The organism is Streptomyces sp. NPDC001270, assembly GCF_042896695.1.
Taxonomy (GTDB): domain Bacteria; phylum Actinomycetota; class Actinomycetes; order Streptomycetales; family Streptomycetaceae; genus Streptomyces.
Map to the genome: position 1 here is coordinate 48,146 of NZ_JBIAXM010000010.1, position 19,352 is coordinate 67,497.

Here is a 19,352-nt window from a genome sequence, read left to right on the forward strand (position 1 = left end):
GCGCAACAGCTTGAGTGAGGACCGATCTCCCTACCCAGAATGACCTGGGCGAGGTTCGGAGGGTCTGCGGCCGGTGTGCCGCACTCTCAGCGCTGTGGCGCTCCCCTGTCGGAATATTCGGAATGTTCGGAACACGAGGTTCGCGATATGACGTTATGACCGGGCTCAGACTACCGTCCGGCTACCGCTCGGTGGCAGCCAGCTGACCGCAGGCGCCGTCGATCTCCTGCCCGCGGGTGTCCCGGATGGTCACCGGCACCCCGTGCGCCTCGATGGCCGCCACGAAGGCCCGCTCGTCCTCGGGCCTGGAGGCGGTCCACTTGGAGCCCGGCGTCGGGTTGAGCGGGATGAGGTTGACGTGCACGGGCTTGCCCTTGAGCAGCCGGCCGAGCCGGTCGCCCCGCCACGCCTGGTCGTTGATGTCGCGGATCAGCGCGTACTCGATGGACAGCCGGCGCCCGGACCTGGCGGCGTACTCCAGACCGGCGTCCAGCACCTCGCGCACCTTCCACCGCGTGTTCACGGGGACGAGGGTGTCGCGCAGTTCGTCGTCGGGCGCGTGCAGGGAGATCGCGAGGCGGCACTTGAAGCCCTCGTCGGCGAACCGGTGGATGGCCGGGACGAGTCCGACGGTCGAGACGGTGATGCCGCGCTGGGACAGCCCGAGCCCGTCCGGCTCGGGGTCGGTGAGCGCCCGGATCGCGCCCACGACCCGCTTGTAGTTGGCGAGCGGCTCGCCCATGCCCATGAACACGATGTTGGACAGCCGCGCCGGGCCGCCGGGCACCTCGCCGTCCCTGAGGGCCCGCATCCCGTCCACGATCTGGTGCACGATCTCGGCGGTCGACAGGTTCCGGTCGAGACCGGCCTGCCCGGTGGCGCAGAAGGGGCAGTTCATCCCGCAGCCGGCCTGCGAGCTGATGCACATCGTCACCCGGTCCGGATACCGCATCAGCACCGACTCGACGAGCGTCCCGTCGAACAGCCGCCACAGCGTCTTGCGCGTGGTTCCCTCGTCGGTCGACAGATGCCGTACGACCGTCATCAGCTCGGGGAACAACGCCTCCCGCAGCCGGCCGCGGGAGGCCGCGGGAATGTCGGTCCACTGCTCGGGGTCGTGCGCGTACCGCGCGAAGTAGTGCTGCGAGAGCTGCTTCGCCCGGAACGGCTTCTCGCCGATCGCGGCGACGGCCTCCTTGCGTTCGGCGGGCGAGAGATCAGCGAGATGCCGCGGCGGCCGCTGGGCGCCGCGGGGGGCTGTGAAGGTGAGTTCTCCGGGTTTAGGCATGGCCGTACCAGTGTCGCAGATCCACTCGGGTGACCTGCGGCGGAAAGCCCGCGCGGTGGTCGTTGTCTGTCGTTCCCGGTCGCTGTCGGCCGCCCTCGGACGGCCCACAGACGGCCCGGCGGAAGCGATGCTAGGCACTGCCCGCACGCCTGTGACCTGCATTTTCCGAGCCTGGCCAAGGGCATGGGACATCCTTCCACGACGGGCCGTCTGTCGGCCCGGCCCATGCTGGCGGTAGCGTCGGCCCCATGATGTCGGGCGACGGAGACACCCAGGGCAGCGTGACGCCGTTCACGGCGGAGGCCGCGGAAGACGTGCTCAGGGAGGCATGCCGGCAGGCTGGGCTCGATCCGGCGGGTGCCGAGCTGCTGAGGCTCGGGTCAAACGCCGTGTACCGGCTCGCCCACTCCCCCGTCATCGTCCGCATCGCACGTAACCCTGACGCTCTGCTGGAGATGGACCGGGCTGTAGGCGTGGCCCGCTGGCTGGCGGAGCACGACTTTCCTGCCGCCCGTGTACTGCCCGGCGTCCGGCAACCGCTCGTGATTGGGGGCAGAGTCGTCACCTACTGGGAGAGCGCCCAGGATCGCGAAGAGTACGCGACCGTCACCGAGCTGGGCGACCTCCTCCGCCGTCTGCACTGGCTCGAAGAATCGCAGTCACTCGGTCTCCCCTACTACGACCCGATGGCCAAGGTGACGGCAAGCCTCCGGGAACTGAACGGCGTCACGGACGAGGACCGGGCGTTCTTGGCGGAGCGAGCCGAAAAGCTCGGTAAGGAGTACGACCGGTTGGATTTCGTGCTCCCCTTCGGGATGATCCACGGGGACGCGAGCATCGGAAACATCCTCCGCCACCGGAACGGCCAAGCGATCCTGAGCGACCTCGACGGCTTCACCCTGGCTCCGCGCGAGTGGGATCTCATCCAGACGGCGATCTTCTACGACCGGTACGGCTGGCACGATCGATCACAGTACGAAGGGTTCGTTCACCACTACGGGTTCGACGTCATGAACTGGCCGGGCTACAAGGTGCTGGGCGACATCCGTGAACTCATGATGACGCTCTGGATGGGGCACCAGGGCGCCGCGAGCGAGCGGGCCGCGGAGGAGTTCCTGCACCGTGTGGCCGAGATTAGGAGTGGGGATGGGCGGCACGACTGGCAGCCTATGTAGGTTCTTGCCGAGTCTCTTTCCACGGTTCCCGGTGAGGATCTCAATCATGGTGAGCTGAGCAGCGTGACCAATGCCGGAGCTATCTGCTGATTCCAGGGCCACCGCGCGATCACGGCTGAGAGGGAATCGAGATCTTGGGCCGAAACGGGTCTGTGGCGCGCCACAGCCTGTGTTCCCTGGCCTGCTCATGGAAGTCTCGAACAGCAGGCATGTCGCCAAATCGCCCGAGGTGCTGTCGAAACTCGCCGAGGTAGGCCACGCAGCGCGCGGACTTGAGCTGTTCACCAAGATCCAGGGCATCGAGCGCCACACGGCACGCCTCTTCCGGCTCTCCCGCGTGTAGGTGGGCATCCGCCAGGACCATGGTCACGAAGAAGTCGCTTCGGACGTGGCTGCCGCTCATGGCCTTCTCGGCGTGCGCCACGGCCTGACGGGCGCTCCTTACGTCGCGGAAGCAGTGAGCGGACTCGGCTGCAAGTTCAGCTTGATCGAAGTACGTGATCCACTCGGGCTCGTCGTCACTGTTCACGCTCTCCAGCGCCTTGGCCGACGCCGCAAGAGCAAGTTCGCAAGCCCGCTCATCGCCCGTACGGGCAAGGGCGCGAGCCTCCATCGCGTGGAACTGAGCCCGGAGGGTGGGAGTTGCCACGCCCGAGATGCCCATGAGAGCGCCGCGTGCCAGCGTGGCACCGTGTGTGAAGTGGCCGAGGAAGGTTGCCTGATGACTCATGGCTGACAGGATGCTGCCGGCCAACCGGCGGTCGTTGGCGTCCTGGGCGAGGCGGAGCGCCTGGAGGAAGTACCGCTGAGCAAGGCCGTGGTGGCAGGCGTCATACGACATCCACCCGGCGAGGAGCGTTGCCTCAGCAGTGGTGGAGAACAGCGCGCGTCCCACCGGTTCCGTGTACTGGCCGGCGAGCAGCGGCGCGACCTCACGGCTGAGGTACTGGATCACGGAGTGACGGGCATGGTCGCCGCCGAACCGGTCGTCGAGCTGGGCGAACATGTCGCTGGTGGACTTGACCATCTGCACGTCAGCGAGCCCGACACGCGGGCCGTTGGCCGGCTGCGTCGCCGGGAAGGACGGCTCAGGGGCCACCAGCCACCGAAGCGATGCCTCATTCCACGCGGGCTCGGACGGCTCGGCCTGAATCAGAGGTTCGTAGCCGTTGAGATCGGCACGCCAGAGCCGGTCGATATTGCCGATCGCCGCTTCTGGACTCGCGGGATAGCTGGTGTCGAGAAGTGTCGCGTCCTGGCCGGTGATGTGGTTGAGCCCCAGCTCTGCGGCGGTCAACCCCAGCGCCTCGCAGAGCAACGGGCCGTAGAACTCGTCCGGAACGCTGTGGCCGTTCTCCCAACTGGCAATGCGTCGCTTCACGCTGGCGTCGGCGGGAAGTTGGTGCCCGTGCCGGGCCGCGATGCGTCGCAGCTCGTTGACCAGGCGCGGCTGGCTCCAGCCGCGTTTCTTGCGAGCCTCGCGGAGAAGAGTGCCCACCGCTTGGACTGTGCCCGTAGTCCTCGCCTCCCCGTAATTCGAGTACGGCCGCAGTGTCGTTCGGATTCCCCCTGATGGACGCGGTCAAAGCTCCCGCCGCTCAGGAGAACTTGGAGACTACGTCACCACGGTGACAGGGGATGACGCGATGGTCCGTTACTCGTCATCCCCCGTCACCTCTCGTCATCTGCCCAGCTCAAGGCCGAGTGGCCGACGCTGGTCACACAGCGGCTGACGGGCCGCTGAAAGCCGGTAGGGGTGAGATGACGTGCAGAGGATGACGCGGCGAGGCATCCAATGGCTGTCCGCTGTGGCAGAGGACCCGGAACTGTGCAGGGCGCGCTGGGCGGACGATCCACGGAGGCCGTTCACGCTGCCGACGGGCCGTCTCTTCGATGTCGTGGTGACCAGCCAGCGAATCGGCATGGAAACGTTCGACCAGTTGGAGCGGCAGAACATGCCGGTCGGCCCTGCGGTAATCGACTATGCCGCGAAGCGGACGGGCTTCTTCCTCCCCACGCGGTCTCACGCAAGGTTCACTCGCGCGCTGGCAGGGGAGACCGACATCCCGCCCGAGTACAGGTACCTGGAACACGGCTCGTACATCGTGGTGCCCGGTCCCTTCCCGCTCTCCGGTGACCGCTACCAGTGGCTGAATGCTCCCCTCCGCAGGCCCGAGGCTTCGCCGCTGCGGACCGTCGCCCTGGCCGTCATGCTCGTTGCTGCCGCCGACACCCTGGCCCGAGCTGACCGGTACGGAGAGCAGTACCCGAACGTGCAGGCCGCCTACGCGAAGGACGTCCAGACGGAGGCGCCTCATGTCCTCTGAACACGACTCGTACGACGCCGCCAACTGGAACCCCATCGAGACCGACGAGTGGTACGCCGCACGCAACGCGACAACGGCTCTGCGCGACGTGCTCACCGCGGCCGGCATGACTCGGGACTTCCCGTACCTCCGGGCGGAACTCAACGCCTTCGGACAGGGACTCATCGAATTGGGCCGGGTGTCACCGGAAACCGCTGAGCGCTTGGCCGAGCTGCTTCGGCGCGCGATCGAGTGCCGCCGTGACCTGTCGGGCGCAGGCAGCACAAGCGGCCGTAAGACGAACTAACCCACGTGCATTGGAGTGATCGAGCGATGGATCCGCGACGGGTGATTGCAAGGCGTGCGGAGGATCTGGCACCGGCAGTGCCGTATGTACGCGGCTGGGCCGAGGCCAAGCGCGCGACTGACGCGCTGGCCGAGCAACTTCACGCGCTCGGCATGGACTCCGACTTTCTTAGTCTGAAAGCCGACGTGAATGTGTACGGCGACGGGCTCGTCTGCCTGGGCCCGATCCGCCCCACGACGGCGCAACTTCTCGCCGAAGCCATCGCAACGGGCCTGGCTCTGGAAATGGCTGCCTCGGACACGGGTTTCCCGGACGCTTCGGCGGCCTGAGGGCCGACTCTGATCAGCCGTAATTACCGGAGCGTCGGCCGTCCGGTCATCACGGAATTCTTCGCGCAGCCAGCACAGGAGAGCGTCCATGCTGAGGTCCGTCTTCGCTGAAGACTTACAGGCGGGCGGGCAGTGCACCACCTATTCGTGCTGGGCCGCCGCCTATCCCCTGCATGAGGTCCGTTCCATCGGGCTGGGGTCATGGGGCGGCACAACTCCCCGACTGGCGCTGCGCTGGCTTCGAGAACGTACGAGTCACATCACGGACCAGCTCGACACCGAATATGCGCAATCAGGCCGTCAGTGGCTCATCGACGAACCGGAGCATGAGCGAGCACTCGCCTATCTGGTCACGGGAACAGCCTACCAACTCACCCTGTACGACGAAAACACGCGCTACGTACTCGTGGCCTTCCCCAGAGGAGCAGCATCGTGAAAGGACTCATGCGCGGCTACTGGTGCGAGTGCCGAACTGAAGACCTCAGTGGCGACCAGCCGCCGGCACTCCGGGCATCCTTAGACGCCTACTCACCGTCGCAGGCAGACAGGTGGGTCGCTATCACGCTCCGCACCATCTCACCCGCCCTGGACCCGGACGCTTCCGACCAGGCATGGGCGTGGCTGTACCAGGGCCGCGTGGCAACGCGACGCGCCCTCTTGCGCTCCGAGCCCTGTACAGTAACGGTCACTCAGGCTGGCACGCGCATTACGTGGACAATACGGCCGGTGCTGTTTTTGCCACTGGCCCACCGCCAAGGAGCGAAACGCCCTGTTTGCATCGATAGCTTCGCACCCATTGTTGGCCAACTGAGTTGCTGAGGCTGTTCCTGGGGTAGTGAAATGTGTGTGCGGCAGATGTCTCATGAAGTAGCTCTGGCCGCATCTCGTCTGGCAGTCCGTGCCGCTGCCATACGCGCCCTCTGGGCTGGCTGTACGTAAAGAACGAAAACGGCCTCGTTGATCAACTCGGCTACATCTGCGATCTCTTCTGACGAATAAGCCAATCCGTCGTGAACGGCATCGTTTCCAACAATCCTCGCCTCATGAAATGCGTCTACGATGTTCTGCGGTACGCCCAGATCAGCCAAGGAGGCAATTCGGTTGTACAGGTTGCTTCCCGTAGCGTCCTGCTCTTTCACGATCTGCTCTACGACTGCTCGGTAGCCGACACCAGCTAGTCGATAAGCCCCTGACACCTCAGCCAGCGCCGCCTCTCTGAACACATCACGCACCAAGGGTGGTGCATCCGATGATATTTGACGCGGTTCTGGATTTGGCTCCGGATACACTTGCGTGAGTTCAACAGTCTCAAAAATGGTATTGGAACCAATCTTGACCGGATTCACTACCTCCCAGAGGAACAGACAGTTAGCTGAACAGAAGTCGCAGGTCAGTTTAATAATGAATAACATAAGGCTGCGCTTTGTTCCGTTTTTGAATTTTTGAGTCAGTTCTTGAAGCTCCTCGCGCGGCGCTACAGCCATAGAAGTGTTCATGGCGCAATGAGGACAGCACGAGTAGACTTGACGTCTACCATTTCTGTAGATTCCGTTAGCTGGAGTCTCGACCTCTGAGAGCTGATCAGATAGAGAACGCACAGTCGGACAATATACCATTACATCTCGTCCGTCATGCGATTTACACTATTTGCCACGGAGTTGATGGCCAGCCCCTTCATGCCGCTCTCCCACCGGCAGGGCATCAAACTGCCTGCCTGCGCTCCTTTATCCACCGCACTCAAGCCCGGCCAACGCCCGTGCTGCGCGAGCAATCAACCGCCTGACGTCAGAGGGGGGTGCAGCAAAGATCATAACCAGAGTGTTAGCGCTACGAGTGCGACGATCAGAAGAAAGGGAGCGGCGATCGCCTTACGAAGCTCACGTTCGCCTTTTCCAGGAAACATAGGATCGTCACCATCGTCGGTGAAAGGAGTAGACGAGGCGCCCACGCCGGTCAGGATCTCAGTCGCATTCCGAACTAGAGCTGCAGCAGCCTTTACGTCGCCCGATTCCTTCAACATTGTATCGAGCTTAGATAGCATATCTGGCGAGGCGACCGCCAGTCGCCTTACTTGTTGTTTAGTCTCCTCATCGATTCCTTCGTTCCTGATGATCGTCTGGAATACGCTGCCATTGTTGGTCTGAATGTACTGGTCAATGGCTTGCAGTCCGGCCATTTTGCCCCTCACCGCATGTCGTGTCACTCGCCAGAGAGAGCGCATGGTTCAGGGTAAGGTGAAAAGTGGAGACACATTCACCTTTCGCCCTTGCTTGACCCAATGGACCAGCCAGAATAAGTGCAACCAACACCGCAGCAATAGCTGAAACAGTTGCCACGCCGACACGAGCAAACGGGTTAAGTGCTTGCCCAATCGTTTTGATCAACGTTGGCCATTTGTGTGTGACCCAAAAAACGAACGCAACGCCGATAACCGCAAACAATACGACCCGATCACGCATGAACCCTGCAACATATTTATCCGAGGATAGCTGCACTAGGCGCCCGAAAAACTGCCCGACGGCGGGCAGTGCACCCGGAGAAAGTTCATCGACCAAGTTGAGACCAAAAAGAATCCCTAGAACGGCAAGAATAAATCCCAGCACATTTTGAGCGAGCCCGAGTAAACCCGCAAATCCGTCTGAGAGCTTCACTGCTTGCCGTTGTGGTAGTTGGTCTGCGACACGCTGCCGTTATTTGTCCCAATGAACTGCCCAATACTGGAACTTCCCGGGACTGCAGCACCTGGCTGAGTGTTGTTGGAGGGACGTGGGGCGTTCGAATTGACGTCATCTGACTGCTGATTACCCAGTGATGGGTCGGGCGTTGAGTCACCGGCAGTCCGGGAGCGTGTCCACCGTACGGTGATGACGGCGGCGCCCAACGCAAACACACCGCCGACGAAGGCCGCAATGATCTCGGTCATAACGCGCACTCCCCCTGTGAGTCCGTTCCTGTTCAGAAGAACCGGTAGATACAAGAAGGGGCAGAAGACCTGCGTCGCAAACCCCCACAGTCGACATATCGACCCAGTAGGCTTGCTAGCCAACACCAAGCGGTAGAGCCACAGTTGAACTTCGGTCCCCCTCAGCCTATGAGTCTGACACATGCCCCGGGAGCCGTGCAGCTACATGGAGCAGTCGTCAGCAGCAGGCGCTTGGGAGCCAGCCATCGGCGCCCTCCCACCGAGGCACTTCATGCCGACCGCTCGTGCAGGGCCGTGCGGCCGTCGTTATCGGCCGCTGACATCGAGCGGATAGCAGAGTTCCAGGTCATCCCCCGGCACGTGAAATTCCTCCAAGGCAAGCGGCTTGCCGCTCTGGTCGAGCGTCACGCGGATGATGTGGAGGACGGGCACGCCGTCAGGCAACCGGAGCGTCTGGGCCTGGTCCGGGAGCGGCATCCGTGTGCGCAGGTACTCGGTGAAGTGGAGTTCGTGGCCCAACTCGGCCAGTGCCGTGTAGAGGTACGGGGCCGGCGGAGGCGCCTCGTCCTCGTACTTGGTGTCGAGCAGGGCTGAGAACGGCACGTACGTGCGGTGGAGTTGGCGCAGGCGTCCGCGTTCGGCGGTCTCCAGGGTGGCGTAGGTGTACATCGGCTCGCCCGGCGGGATACGGAGCAGATCGGCCAGTGCGAGCGGCGCGTCCGTGCGTGTGGCGGTGGGTTCCTCTGCGCTCTCCCAGCGCAGGCCGTCCGCCTCCGCGTAGCGGCCGTCAGCCTCACGCCGGACGCCGCGCGGCCTGGTCAGGCTGGGGCGGCTGTGCGGTGAGCGGACGAACATGCCGCGGCCCATCATGACCTCGACCAGGCCGGCCGCCCGTAGCTCGGCGATCCCCTGCCGCACCGTCGGGCGTGTCACGCCGAACTGCTTGGCCAGGACTTCCTCCGACGGGAGGGGCTGACCTGCGGGATAGGTGCCGTCCAGGATGCCTTGCCGCAGGTGATCGGCAATCTGCCGGTACTTGGCCGGGGTGTTGCTGGGCGGCATGTTCCCTCCGTCGCTTGCTCTGGTCTGTAGCCCGTACAGCGTCCCTCATAACAACCACCTTGACAACCCGTACTACGGGATGCATTGTTGTGAGCGAAGCCCGTACTACGGGCGGAAGCCAACCCGTAGGGACCTGGCTTTCGTGGGCCGGAGGAGACCGGGAAAGGCGACGTAGTCGCACGTCAACGGGCCATCGGACACCGCTGATCTTTGACAGCTCAAGAGCGCGCTGAAGAACGCGAGTGATTTTGGTCCCCGACGCGCCCCGAGGCGCGCCGGGGGTCATGACCACTCGTCACATGACCCGTGGTCCATAAGACGCCTCGGGGCGGCTGCCAGTCCTTGGCCGGAGTGCAGCCGCCCCTACGGGGCCGTCCCTATGAGAGAGGTAGTCCCTTGCCGTACATCGATGCTGGTCAGGACGGTGTTACAGCATCCCGGGCCGACCGCGAGCCGACCGCTGCGGAGCTTGCGGACATCCAGCGTGAAATGCCCGTGATCGAAGCGGAAATCGAGTTGCTTGACGCGGAGATCACGGCGTTGGGCCGTGTCCGCTCCCACCTCGACGAGCGGAGGCTTCGCCGCGCGGAACGGCGGCTGTTGGAGGAGCGCCGGCGTCTGGCCGCCGAGCAGCGGAAGGCCGCTCGGGAAGCAGCCGAGGTGACCGTGACCGCCCGAGCCCGCCGATACCCTCTGCCGCCGCCGGCGGCTGGAGACGACCCGCGGTTCTCCTTCGGACTCCTCGTTGACGTCACCAAGGTTCTTGAGGAGCACGCATACCCGCCCGTAACGGCAGGCCGTGACCTGCTGGAATTGCAGCTGGCCTTGTTCCGGTACCTCTACGCCGCCGAGCAGTCCGGCACAGACGCCGTCGGCGGAGGTGCCGCATGACCGTCATGCTCGGGAAGTCGAAGCCTCCGGCACCGCCGCTCAGCGGGCCGGAAAAGGCTCTGCTGGTGGGCGCGGCCGGGCTCGGTGTCGGCGTCGGCGGAATCGGGCTGGCGTCCTCGTTCGACACCGTCTCTGCGGCCGGGGCGCGCTGGGGCTTCTCCGTTCCCCAAATGCTGCCGATCGGCATCGACACCGCCGTTCCGGTCTTCACGCTGGTCAATCTGCTGCTGATCCGGACCGACATGCCATTGGCTTGGGTCCGCTGGGTTCCCTGGGGGCTCACCGGCGTCACATGCTGGCTCAACGTCGCAGCCGGGCACTCCCTGTCCGCCAAGATCGCACACGGCACCATGCCGCTTCTGTGGGTGGTGCTGTCCGAGGTGGCTGCTCATGTCTACGCGGTCCGGATCGGCGCGGTGACCGGCCGTCGGCTGGAGAAGATCCGGCGTTCCCGGTGGCTTCTCGCCTTTCCCTCCACCTTCGCTCTGTGGCGCCGTATGACGCTGTGGGAGATCACTTCGTACGCCGCTGCGCTCGACTGCGAGCGTCAGCGTCTGCTCACGCGTGCCGAGTTGCGCGAAGAGTTCGGCAGGGGGTGGCGCTGGAAGGCTCCCCGGCGTACGCGGGTGCTGCTCAAGCTCGGCGAACTCACGCCCGTACGTGAGCGTGCGCAGAACACACGAACGCCCTCGTACGCGCCGGAACAGCGGCCCGATGTGCAGCGCCCGATGTCGTCGTACGCACAGGTCACGGACCGTACGCCGTCCGTGAAAAGGCGAGCGGAGAGCCGTCGTACGCCTGACTCGGCAAGCGCGCGTGCGCTGACTCGACGGGCGTACGACGAAGCCGAGACCGAGCGGAAGCGGCAGCGTGCGCAGCAGGTGTACGCCGAATCCGTCGATGCGGGACGCCCCATCGGTCCGAAGGCTCTGGGCTCCGAATTCGGATTCTCCGAAGGGTGGGGCCGCAAGCAGATCAAGGCTGTCGAAGCGCAGCGAGCCACCCAGCAGGCCCAGCAGAACGAGAGCGGTCGGTCGATGGCCGCCGCCGGCGCCGGTGGCCATCAGTAGCCACCGTAGCCACGAGCTACAGCAGTCACGCGGGGCCCGGTCTCAACCGACCAAAGCAGCGGCCGGGCCCCGCACGCCTCCCCGTTCCAGGAAGGAACCTCAGTGAACCACGAAGAGGAGCACGAACTCTTCAAACGCCTTGAAGCGGACATGGCCGCCGAGTCGGGGGCCGATGTCGTCGACCTGGGCAAGGCGCGGTCGGCCCGTGATGGGTCGGCCGACCCGGGCCCGCACCCTGGAGCCGCCCGCGTGATCGTCGACCAGCCGACCGGCCCGGCCGGTCCGGGCTACCTGGGTCGACTGCTCGCCGCGAAGCGCCGTCCGGTCGTTCCCGAGTGGCTGAAGTCCACGGCGGAGTTGAAGACGGCCGCTGGCTGGGTGGCACGCCACTACGCGCACACTGCCGGGTATCACGCCATGCGGGCGCCGGTTTACGCCGCCCGGCTCGCCCTTCAAGCCCCCTCTGGTACGGCGAAGTTCATCGGCGGGACCATGCGATGGGTTGCTGACAAGGAGGGTGAGCCGGTACGGCTCGCTGCCGTTCGGCGCGAGGATGCCGCCGAGTATCTGAAGCTGTCGCGGCAGCGTGATGGGCGGGTCCGGTTGCGCACTCTCGTCACGGTGCTGGCGATGTTCACCGGGATCGGTGCCGCACTCGCCCTGTACGTGCTCGCCCCTGACTGGCTTCAGGCGGTGTCGGTGAGCGCGGTCGTGATGGCGCTCGGGCTCGCCGGCCGCCGCGCGGATGACCCGGTCATCCACCGAGCGGTGGAACTGCCCAGGGCGACCAAGCTCACCAGTGACGTTGTGCTGCGGGCGCTCGGCTCGCTGGGCATCCCGGCCATCAATCAGGCGCAGGGCAAGGGGCGGGACGGGTTCGAGTTCACCGCTCCGATCACCCGTGACGGTCCCGGCTGGCGTGCGGAGGGCAACCTCCCCTTCGGCGTGACGGTCACCGACATCATCGAGCGGCGCGAACGTCTCGCGTCGGGCCTTCGCCGCCCGCTGGGCTGCGTCTGGCCGGAAGCGGTACCGAACGAGCACACCGGGCACCTGGTGCTGTGGGTCGGCGATCAGGACATGTCACAGGCCAGGAAGCCCACTTGGCCGCTGCTGAAGTCGGGCAGCGTGGACCTCTTCAAGCCGGTCGCGTTCGGCACCGACCAGCGCGGGCGCTGGGTGGAGATCACGCTCATGTACATCGCGGCCGTCATCGGCGCGATCCCTCGCATGGGCAAGACGTTCCTGCTGCGCTTGCTGTTGCTGATCGCCGCGTTGGACCCGCGTGCGGAGTTGCACACCTACGACATGAAGGGCACCGGCGACCTGGACCCGGTCGGCAATGCCGTCTCGCACCGGCACCGTGCCGGGGACGAGGAAGAGGACATCGAGTACGCGCTGCGGGACCTGCGGGCGCTGCGCGATGAGCTGCGGCGTCGCGCGAAGGTGATCCGTGCCCTGCCGCGGGATGTCTGCCCCGAGTCCAAGGTGACGTCCCAGTTGGCTGACAAGAAGTCGCTGGGGCTGCACCCGATTGTGGTCGGGGTGGATGAGTGCCAGGTCTGGTTCGAGCACGAGAAGTACGGCAAGGAACTCGAAGAGATCTGCACCGACCTGGTCAAACGCGGTCCCGCAACCGGGATCGTGCTGCTCCTGGCCACGCAGCGGCCGGACGCGAAGGCGCTGCCCACGGGCATCAGCGCGAACGCGTCGGCCCGGTTCTGCCTGAAGGTCATGGGCCAGTTGGAGAACGACATGGTGTTGGGCACCTCCGCCTACAAGCGGGGCGTTCGCGCCACCATGTTCAGCTGGGCTGACAAGGGCATTCACTACTTCGTCGGTGAAGGGGCGGATGCCCGGATCGTCGGCGGGGTGTACGTGGACGCGCCGGCCGCCGAGGCCATCGGTGCTCGTGCCCGCAAGGCGCGTGAACTGGCAGGCACGCTCTCCGGCCACGCGCTCGGCGAAGAACCGGAGCCGGACGAGTCCAGCGCGTACGACCTGCTGCGCGACATCCTCGCCGTGGTCCCCGCCGACGAGCCCAAGGTGTGGTCCGAAACCGTCGTCGCCCGGCTCGCCGAGCTGCGCGCCGAGGTCTACGACGGATGGGATCCCGAATCCCTGGCTGCGGCCCTGAAGCCACACGGCGTCTCCACGCTCCAGGTGGGCCGTCGGATCAACGGCAAGGTCGTCAACCGGCGCGGTATCGACCGGTCGCAGATCGTCGCCGTGATTGCGGAGCGTGATGGAAAGCGGGACGCGGGCTGACTGCTCGGGGCCGCTAGCGCTAGCGGCACACCCCGCTAACGTTAGCGGCCCCGCTAGCGCCCCGAACCTCATCTGATCAGGCCGCTAGCGGATAGCGGCCCATCTGCGGAAACCCCTGGAAACCGCCTCGAAGGGCCCGTCATGGCCTCCGCCCTGCTCGCTATCACCCTGATTCTCGGCGTGACGCTGTGTTACGTCGCCTTGTGTGCCGCCTCGCCCTTCGGTAACTGCCGCAAGTGCCGGGGCATGGGCCACGCGCTCAAGACCGACCGCAAGGGACGGCTGAAGCGCGGCAAGGACTGCCGCCGCTGCCACGCCACCGGCAAGCGCATACGCGCCGGCCGCTGGCTTTACAACCGCTGGGCCCGCATCTACCGCGCCGGGACCGACACCCACCGCCCGGAAGGCTTCCGATGATCCTCACCTTCTCCGCGGTGCTGCTGTTCGGTCTCGCCTCCGTCGTCGCCATCAAGACCAAGTCGACCGGCGCGGGTGCCGCCGTCCTGCTGTTCCTCTTCGGCTTCTTCACCGCCGGTACCGGCGCCTACGGACCCATCCACGACCTGGTGGCCTCCTTCGCCCGGTTTCTGTCCCAGCTCGGCCACTGACGGGAGAACCTTCGTGAACGAACCCAGCGAACCCATCGTCGCGCGGCACTGGCTCGCCGTCGCTGCGCCCAAGGCCGCGCCCGCCCTCGCCACCACGACCGTGCTCGCGCTGGCCCGCATCTGGAACGCCAACGGCGCCGAACACTCCGTCGGCGACGCCGCCCTCATGACCGCTCTGTCCCTCGGCGCCGCCGCGACGGGCGCGTGCGCGAGCGTCGGCCGCGCGGGGGACAGCACCATCGCCGGGACCGCGTTCGCCGCCTCCGGGGCGCTCGCCTTCGCCGGAGTCGCCGGATACGCCGACGGGCTTCCCCTGCCACTGCTGCTGTGGTCCGTGGCCACCGCCGGCGCCTACGGACTCGCCGCCCGCTACTGGCGCACCAACAGGCGCGAACGCGTCACCCACGAGCGGCACGTCACCGAGCGCCACGCGGAACACGCACACGTCGAACGCGTCGAGACCATCCGTGCCACCGCCCAGATCGAGGTGGCTCGCACCGGCGCCGCCTACGCCGGACAACTCGCCGCCGCACTCACCGCCCGCGCTGCGCTGCCCGGCTTCGACCCCAAGGCCCTGGAAACCGCCGGGCTACCCGCACTCCCCGCCCACGACAACCACACGTGACGTCACCGGGGGCGGTCGCCTCTCGCCAAAGACCGCGACCGCCCCCGCCTCTCCGTTCCCTTGCACAGAAACAGGAGAAGTCCAGCATGGCATCCGAGCACCACCCGCCGCCCCAATCCCGCGTTCGCAGCCTCTACGCGGTGGACGGCTCATTCACCGATCGCCTGCCGCCGCAGGACATCGAAGCCGAACAGGCCGTGTTGGGCGGCATGCTCCTCTCGGCCGACGCCATCGGTGAAGTGGTGAACGTGCTCGACCCGAGCGACTATTACCGCCCAGCCCACGAGTCCATTCACCGCGCGATCTGCGACCTGCACCACGCAGGGCAGCCGGTGGACCCCATCATCCTCAGCGCGGAACTGTCCACGCGCGGTGACCTCACCCGCATCGGCGGAGCCTCATACCTGCACAGTCTCGTCGATGCGGTCCCCACCGCGGCGAACGCCGAGTACTACGCCGAGATCGTGCGCGGCAAAGCAAGGCTCCGGCGCCTGGTCGAGCACGGCACCCGCCTCGTGGAGTGGGCCTCAGCACCAGGCGCCGACCCCGAAGAAGTCGGCGCCGTGGCCGTCACCCACGTCAGGGAACTTGCCGCACCGGAGCATTCCACTCTGCTCAGCAGCCCGGCCGAGGAATCCCCCACGGGCACCGTGCCGAACCCCCTCTACGACCCTGCGCCCGACCTTCGCCGCCCGCACCGGCCCGGACCCACCCCGCACCCGGCCGTGTTCTGCGGCTGGCTGGGCGAAACCGTGCGGGAACTGGACCCGACCACCGAGGCCGATCCGGTGGCCGTGCTCGTGAACCTCATGTCCGCGGCCGGAGCCATCATCGGCCGTCGCCCGCATCTGTGGATCGGCAACGACCGTCATCCGGCGCTGCTCTGGGCGCTCACCGTCGGCGCCACCTCCGCCGGCCGCAAAGGCTCGGCGACATCGACGGCGAAACGGCCCCTGGCCACCGCCTTCCCGGATTTCTTCGGGCCGGACCACACACCCCGTGGCCTCAACTCCGGTGAAGGACTGATCGAGTACGTCAAGGACGACAACAGCGACGGCGCGTCCCCGGCCAGCCTGGACAAGCGGCTCTGGGTGGTCGAGTCCGAATACGCCGTGACCATGAGCCGTGGACGACGCGAGGGCAGCAGCCTTCCGGGCGTTCTGCGGCAGGCATGGGACGGCGAAGATCTGGGCTCGATGGTCCGCAACTCGATGAAGGCCACGAACCCGCACATCGCGATCCTCGGCCACATCACCCCGGACGAGTTCCGGGCGAAGATGCAGGACTCGGAGATGGCAGGCGGGACGTACAACCGGTTCCTGCCGATCTTCTGCCACCGCAACCTGATCCTCCCCGAGTCCCGAGGAGCAGACCCTCAGCTGATCGACAACCTCGCGCACGCTTGGCGGACCGTGCTCAATGACGCCGCGAAGGTCGACGAGGTGAAGATCAGCGCCGCCGCACGAGCGCTCTACCGGGACGAGATCTACCCCGCTCTCACCGAGGACACGGCAAGCGGAGCACTCGCCGAGTTCACGGCCCGCGCCGCCCCCTACGCTCTGCGCGCCGCCATGATCTACGCCCTGTGCGACCAGGGCGACACGATCCAGGAAGATCACATGCGCGCGGCCTGGCACCTGATCAACTACGCCCACGCCACAGCGGCTCACCTGGTCGGCTCCGGCTCGGGTGATCCCAAGCTCGACAAACTCGCCGCCGCAGTCCGCAAGGCCGGTGCAGAGGGACTGACCGGCAACGACATCCACCGTCTGTTCAAGAACGACCGCAAGGCCGAGCGCGAACGGCTGATGGCCGCACTGCTCGAACAACCCGGATACACCCGCCGCCAGCGAGCCACCCGAGGGCGGCCAACGACGGTCCTCGCCTACGCGGTCTGAGACGGGAAGGGCGCAAAGGGCGGAAAGCGCACTGACCTGCGAAGACCGCAGGTCGAGAAGTGCGCCACGAAGTGGGCGGTAAGCCCCTCACGCCCTGATCACGAACCCTTGGCGCCCCGCTTTCCACGCCCTTAGCGACCGCGCAAAACACCAGCCCAGGCGGCTTCTCGCCCTTAGCGCCCTTTGCGCCTGCCCCTGGCTTCCGAACCGCCCCCACCGTGCTCCGGCCCTCGATCCGTACTCCGGCCCCCAGGAGTTCACGCCCCATGCCCTCCCTGAACCCCGCCACAGCCGCCCTCCCTGACCGCTACCTCACGCCCGAAGACCTGGCCACGCTCCTGGGCGTGCCGCTGGAGACCGTCTACCAGTGGCGCCGGAAGCGAACGGGCCCGCCCGGCTTCAGAGTCGGGCGGCACCTCCGCTACGACCCCGCCGCGGTGAGCCGATGGATCGCTGACCGCATGGCGGACGACACCGCGTAACACCCCTTCACACCCCACCGGGGACGGCCGAACGGCCACCCCCGGGCTTCCTGCTGCCCCTGAAACCCGACCGTCCCGAAGGGAAGTCTTTTTCATGGCCGGCCACATCCAAGACCGCTGGTACAAGACCGAAACCGACGCCGCAGGCAAGACCGTCCGCGTCAAGACCGACCGCCACGGCAACGGCCTGCGCTACCGCGCTCGGTACATCGGGCCCGACGGCACCGAGAAGTCCAAGAGCTTCCCCGACGGACAGAAGCGCCTGGCTGAGAAGTGGCTCACCAACACCGCATCCGACATGTCGCGCGGCCATTACATCGACCCGCGCGCGGCCCGGATCACCTTCAAGACCTACGCCGAGAAGTGGCTCAAGACCCACACCGCCGACATGTCCAGCCAGATCGTCGCGGAACAGCGGCTGCGCCTGCACGCGTTCCCCATCGTCGGCACGCGACCGCTGGACTCGTTCCGCCCCGAGCACATCCGTGAACTCACGAGCGCGCTGGAGGCGAACCCTGCCGTGAGCGGCGCGTATGCGCGCAACATCTACGGCGACGTTCGAGCCGTGCTGAGCGCGGCCGTCGACGATGGCCTGTTGCCCCGAAACCCGTGCTCTGCAAAGTCCGTCCGGCCGCCGACCGTAGAGCGCCGCCGCGTCGTGCCATGGCTGCCCACCCAGGTGCACGCCGTCCGCGCAGCACTCCCCGAGCGGTACCGGACCATGGTGGACACGGGCGCCGGGTGCGGACTCCGCCAGGGTGAGATCGTGGGGCTCGCTGAGGATGCCCTCGACTTCGAGGCCGGCATCCTGCGGGTGGTACGGCAGGTGAAGCTCATACGGGGTAAGGCCGTGTTCGCCCCGCCGAAGTGCAACAAGGAGCGGGACGTACCGCTGCCGTCGTCTGTGGCCGAGGTCCTGCGCGTCCACATGGACGCCTTCAAGCCCGTTGAGATCACGTTGCCGTGGCGGAAGCCGGACGGCCCGAAGGTGTCGGCCCGCCTCCTGTTCACGAACACCGCGAGCGGGGTCGTGTGGCGCAGCAACTTCAACATCCAGGAGTGGAAGCGCGCGCTGGCGGTCGCCGGCCTCATCCCGGACGCCGGGCCGGACGGCAAGTACGAGTCGGCGCGCGAGCACGGCATGCATGCCCTGAGGCACTTCTACGCTTCGGTGCTGCTCGATGCCGGTGAAAGCATCAAGGCCGTCAGCCAGTACCTCGGACACACTGACCCGGCTCTCACGTTGCGGGTGTACGCACACCTCATGCCCAGCAGCCGTCAACGAACAAAGCGCGCGATAGACGTAGTCCTGAGGAAGCGGGAGGCGTGATCACAGACTCCCGCACCGCCTTGGATTCGTTCCATCACAGCAGCTAATGCATTGCATTGCAATGCATTAGCGAGCACAGGGCTAGGATTAAAAGGCAAAAGCCGCCTGAGGGTCTTGCACCTCAGGCGGCTAAGCCACCATACTTTGGGTGTGGCGCAACTCCTGCGCCACATAACGCGCTTATAGCCGCATGTGCTTGTCCTGGCAGGGATCACTGCGGCCGTAGCTCCACCCAACAACACACAGGAGCGTCTCAAGTATGGAAGAAGAACACCCGACCGTCCAGACATCGTCTGGTCCTTCTTGGTCCACCATGGTGGTGTACGTGGGCGCGTTGGCGGCGGGCGTAATTCTCATTATCTCGAAGGCCGCGTCGCCGACTGAGGCATCCGGGTACGTCTCGCCGTTCTTACTGATCTACGAGAAGCTAGCTCAGCGGGCTTCGTAGCCGCCTCGAAGAGGCGAACGCGTGCCGCTCACGGCCCCAGGACGGCCCAGGAGCAAGACTGGGCCGTCTGCTAGACGCGAATGGGCAGTTGGGACGGCTAATCACTCCCGCACGATGCCAGTTCTCCGGGCTTAGGCATGGTTTTCCCAGTGTCGCAGATCGGTTCCCGTGGCCTGCGGCCGTGATCCGCACGTGCCGGTCGCCGCCTTCCCGCGCGAGCGCCTCCGCCTTCCCGCGCGAGCGCCTCCGCCTTCCCGCACGGGCGTTCGCCGCCTGCCCGCATGCGCGTCGCCGCCGGACGGGCCGTCGGCTCCGGGCCGCCGAGTACGGCCGAGGCGCCAC

The 19,352-nt window shown here is 66.1% G+C and carries 22 protein-coding genes and 1 riboswitch; of the genes, 15 read left to right on the forward strand and 7 right to left on the reverse strand.

Annotated elements, in window-relative coordinates; translation table 11 throughout:
- Window positions 1–9 precede the first annotated feature (9 nt).
- A riboswitch (TPP riboswitch) is annotated at window positions 10–117 on the reverse strand.
- 64 nt (window positions 118–181) lie between these two features.
- Complete coding sequence (gene rlmN / locus ACFY2B_RS18280) at window positions 182–1,288, reverse strand: 23S rRNA (adenine(2503)-C(2))-methyltransferase RlmN (RefSeq protein ID WP_390764130.1); 1,107 nt, start codon at window positions 1,286–1,288, stop codon at window positions 182–184.
- 248 nt (window positions 1,289–1,536) lie between these two features.
- On the opposite strand from rlmN, the gene ACFY2B_RS18285 reads away from it, so the two are divergent.
- Window positions 1,537–2,463: a phosphotransferase enzyme family protein gene (locus tag ACFY2B_RS18285; RefSeq protein WP_390764131.1), complete on the forward strand. Its 927-nt coding sequence runs from the start codon at window positions 1,537–1,539 to the stop codon at window positions 2,461–2,463.
- A gap of 109 nt (window positions 2,464–2,572) precedes the next feature.
- On the opposite strand, the gene ACFY2B_RS18290 is transcribed toward ACFY2B_RS18285, so the two are convergent.
- Entirely contained in the window at window positions 2,573–3,844 is a 1,272-nt protein-coding gene (locus ACFY2B_RS18290) for a hypothetical protein (protein WP_390764367.1), read from the reverse strand.
- A 394-nt stretch (window positions 3,845–4,238) separates the two neighbouring features.
- On the opposite strand from ACFY2B_RS18290, the gene ACFY2B_RS18295 reads away from it, so the two are divergent.
- From ACFY2B_RS18295 to ACFY2B_RS18315, 5 genes are all read left to right on the forward strand, one after another.
- Window positions 4,239–4,790 (forward strand): bifunctional DNA primase/polymerase, encoded by a 552-nt coding sequence (locus tag ACFY2B_RS18295; RefSeq protein ID WP_390764132.1) that lies wholly within the window; start codon window positions 4,239–4,241, stop codon window positions 4,788–4,790.
- On the forward strand, window positions 4,780–5,076 hold the full coding sequence (locus tag ACFY2B_RS18300) for a hypothetical protein (protein ID WP_390764133.1): 297 nt from the start codon (window positions 4,780–4,782) through the stop codon (window positions 5,074–5,076). Before ACFY2B_RS18295 ends, ACFY2B_RS18300 begins: the two co-directional genes overlap by 11 nt.
- 26 nt (window positions 5,077–5,102) lie before the next feature.
- The gene (locus tag ACFY2B_RS18305) at window positions 5,103–5,405 is read left to right on the forward strand and encodes a hypothetical protein (protein WP_390764134.1); all 303 of its coding nucleotides are present in this window, start codon (window positions 5,103–5,105) and stop codon (window positions 5,403–5,405) included.
- 88 nt (window positions 5,406–5,493) lie between these two features.
- Complete coding sequence (locus ACFY2B_RS18310) at window positions 5,494–5,841, forward strand: hypothetical protein (RefSeq protein WP_390764135.1); 348 nt, start codon at window positions 5,494–5,496, stop codon at window positions 5,839–5,841.
- Between the two features lie 8 nt (window positions 5,842–5,849).
- The gene (locus tag ACFY2B_RS18315; RefSeq protein WP_390764368.1) at window positions 5,850–6,224 is read left to right on the forward strand and encodes a hypothetical protein; all 375 of its coding nucleotides are present in this window, start codon (window positions 5,850–5,852) and stop codon (window positions 6,222–6,224) included.
- A gap of 41 nt (window positions 6,225–6,265) precedes the next feature.
- Here the strand turns inward: ACFY2B_RS18315 and ACFY2B_RS18320 are convergent, their stop codons facing one another.
- From ACFY2B_RS18320 to ACFY2B_RS18340, 5 genes are all read right to left on the reverse strand, one after another.
- Entirely contained in the window at window positions 6,266–6,901 is a 636-nt protein-coding gene (locus ACFY2B_RS18320; protein ID WP_390764136.1) for a DUF4145 domain-containing protein, read from the reverse strand.
- A gap of 311 nt (window positions 6,902–7,212) precedes the next feature.
- A complete protein-coding gene (locus ACFY2B_RS18325) occupies window positions 7,213–7,581 on the reverse strand; it encodes a hypothetical protein (RefSeq protein WP_390764137.1) in 369 nt (122 codons plus the stop codon).
- Window positions 7,559–8,056: a hypothetical protein gene (locus ACFY2B_RS18330; protein ID WP_390764138.1), complete on the reverse strand. Its 498-nt coding sequence runs from the start codon at window positions 8,054–8,056 to the stop codon at window positions 7,559–7,561. The genes ACFY2B_RS18325 and ACFY2B_RS18330 overlap by 23 nt, the downstream gene beginning before the upstream one ends.
- Entirely contained in the window at window positions 8,053–8,328 is a 276-nt protein-coding gene (locus ACFY2B_RS18335) for a hypothetical protein (protein ID WP_390764139.1), read from the reverse strand. Before ACFY2B_RS18335 ends, ACFY2B_RS18330 begins: the two co-directional genes overlap by 4 nt.
- 306 nt (window positions 8,329–8,634) lie before the next feature.
- Window positions 8,635–9,390 (reverse strand): GntR family transcriptional regulator, encoded by a 756-nt coding sequence (locus ACFY2B_RS18340; RefSeq protein ID WP_390764140.1) that lies wholly within the window; start codon window positions 9,388–9,390, stop codon window positions 8,635–8,637.
- A 396-nt stretch (window positions 9,391–9,786) separates the two neighbouring features.
- Here ACFY2B_RS18340 and ACFY2B_RS18345 point away from each other — a divergent pair, with 396 nt between their 5' ends.
- The 9 genes from ACFY2B_RS18345 (at window position 9,787) to ACFY2B_RS18385 (ending at window position 18,562) form a co-directional block, all read left to right on the forward strand.
- A complete protein-coding gene (locus ACFY2B_RS18345; protein WP_390764141.1) occupies window positions 9,787–10,281 on the forward strand; it encodes a DUF6284 family protein in 495 nt (164 codons plus the stop codon).
- A 65-nt stretch (window positions 10,282–10,346) separates the two neighbouring features.
- A complete protein-coding gene (locus tag ACFY2B_RS18350; protein WP_390764142.1) occupies window positions 10,347–11,351 on the forward strand; it encodes a DUF2637 domain-containing protein in 1,005 nt (334 codons plus the stop codon).
- 102 nt (window positions 11,352–11,453) lie between these two features.
- Window positions 11,454–13,619 (forward strand): cell division protein FtsK, encoded by a 2,166-nt coding sequence (locus ACFY2B_RS18355; RefSeq protein ID WP_390764143.1) that lies wholly within the window; start codon window positions 11,454–11,456, stop codon window positions 13,617–13,619.
- 141 nt (window positions 13,620–13,760) lie between these two features.
- Entirely contained in the window at window positions 13,761–14,036 is a 276-nt protein-coding gene (locus ACFY2B_RS18360; protein WP_390764144.1) for a hypothetical protein, read from the forward strand.
- Window positions 14,033–14,227, forward strand: coding sequence for a hypothetical protein (locus tag ACFY2B_RS18365; RefSeq protein ID WP_390764145.1), 195 nt, complete (start codon window positions 14,033–14,035; stop codon window positions 14,225–14,227). Before ACFY2B_RS18360 ends, ACFY2B_RS18365 begins: the two co-directional genes overlap by 4 nt.
- A gap of 13 nt (window positions 14,228–14,240) precedes the next feature.
- Window positions 14,241–14,852, forward strand: coding sequence for a hypothetical protein (locus ACFY2B_RS18370; RefSeq protein ID WP_390764146.1), 612 nt, complete (start codon window positions 14,241–14,243; stop codon window positions 14,850–14,852).
- Between the two features lie 86 nt (window positions 14,853–14,938).
- Window positions 14,939–16,750 (forward strand): DnaB-like helicase N-terminal domain-containing protein, encoded by a 1,812-nt coding sequence (locus ACFY2B_RS18375; RefSeq protein ID WP_376538590.1) that lies wholly within the window; start codon window positions 14,939–14,941, stop codon window positions 16,748–16,750.
- A gap of 266 nt (window positions 16,751–17,016) precedes the next feature.
- A complete protein-coding gene (locus ACFY2B_RS18380) occupies window positions 17,017–17,232 on the forward strand; it encodes a helix-turn-helix domain-containing protein (RefSeq protein ID WP_390764147.1) in 216 nt (71 codons plus the stop codon).
- Between the two features lie 94 nt (window positions 17,233–17,326).
- Window positions 17,327–18,562: a tyrosine-type recombinase/integrase gene (locus ACFY2B_RS18385; RefSeq protein WP_390764148.1), complete on the forward strand. Its 1,236-nt coding sequence runs from the start codon at window positions 17,327–17,329 to the stop codon at window positions 18,560–18,562.
- Window positions 18,563–19,352: the final 790 nt, after the last annotated feature.

Excerpts from the sequence above, each read along its gene's own strand:
- ACFY2B_RS18320 (WP_390764136.1), bottom strand. The coding sequence starts at position 6,901 with ATGAACACTTCTATGGCTGTAGCGCCGCGCGAGGAGCTTCAAGAACTG.
- ACFY2B_RS18315 (WP_390764368.1), top strand. The coding sequence starts at position 5,850 with ATGCGCGGCTACTGGTGCGAGTGCCGAACTGAAGACCTCAGTGGCGAC.
- ACFY2B_RS18380 (WP_390764147.1), top strand. The coding sequence starts at position 17,017 with ATGCCCTCCCTGAACCCCGCCACAGCCGCCCTCCCTGACCGCTACCTC.
- ACFY2B_RS18365 (WP_390764145.1), top strand. The coding sequence starts at position 14,033 with ATGATCCTCACCTTCTCCGCGGTGCTGCTGTTCGGTCTCGCCTCCGTC.
- ACFY2B_RS18300 (WP_390764133.1), top strand. The coding sequence starts at position 4,780 with ATGTCCTCTGAACACGACTCGTACGACGCCGCCAACTGGAACCCCATC.
- ACFY2B_RS18325 (WP_390764137.1), bottom strand. The coding sequence starts at position 7,581 with ATGGCCGGACTGCAAGCCATTGACCAGTACATTCAGACCAACAATGGC.
- ACFY2B_RS18335 (WP_390764139.1), bottom strand. The coding sequence starts at position 8,328 with ATGACCGAGATCATTGCGGCCTTCGTCGGCGGTGTGTTTGCGTTGGGC.
- rlmN (WP_390764130.1), bottom strand. The coding sequence starts at position 1,288 with ATGCCTAAACCCGGAGAACTCACCTTCACAGCCCCCCGCGGCGCCCAG.
- ACFY2B_RS18375 (WP_376538590.1), top strand. The coding sequence starts at position 14,939 with ATGGCATCCGAGCACCACCCGCCGCCCCAATCCCGCGTTCGCAGCCTC.
- ACFY2B_RS18340 (WP_390764140.1), bottom strand. The coding sequence starts at position 9,390 with ATGCCGCCCAGCAACACCCCGGCCAAGTACCGGCAGATTGCCGATCAC.
- ACFY2B_RS18360 (WP_390764144.1), top strand. The coding sequence starts at position 13,761 with ATGGCCTCCGCCCTGCTCGCTATCACCCTGATTCTCGGCGTGACGCTG.
- ACFY2B_RS18285 (WP_390764131.1), top strand. The coding sequence starts at position 1,537 with ATGATGTCGGGCGACGGAGACACCCAGGGCAGCGTGACGCCGTTCACG.
- ACFY2B_RS18385 (WP_390764148.1), top strand. The coding sequence starts at position 17,327 with ATGGCCGGCCACATCCAAGACCGCTGGTACAAGACCGAAACCGACGCC.
- ACFY2B_RS18295 (WP_390764132.1), top strand. The coding sequence starts at position 4,239 with ATGACGCGGCGAGGCATCCAATGGCTGTCCGCTGTGGCAGAGGACCCG.
- ACFY2B_RS18310 (WP_390764135.1), top strand. The coding sequence starts at position 5,494 with ATGCTGAGGTCCGTCTTCGCTGAAGACTTACAGGCGGGCGGGCAGTGC.
- ACFY2B_RS18305 (WP_390764134.1), top strand. The coding sequence starts at position 5,103 with ATGGATCCGCGACGGGTGATTGCAAGGCGTGCGGAGGATCTGGCACCG.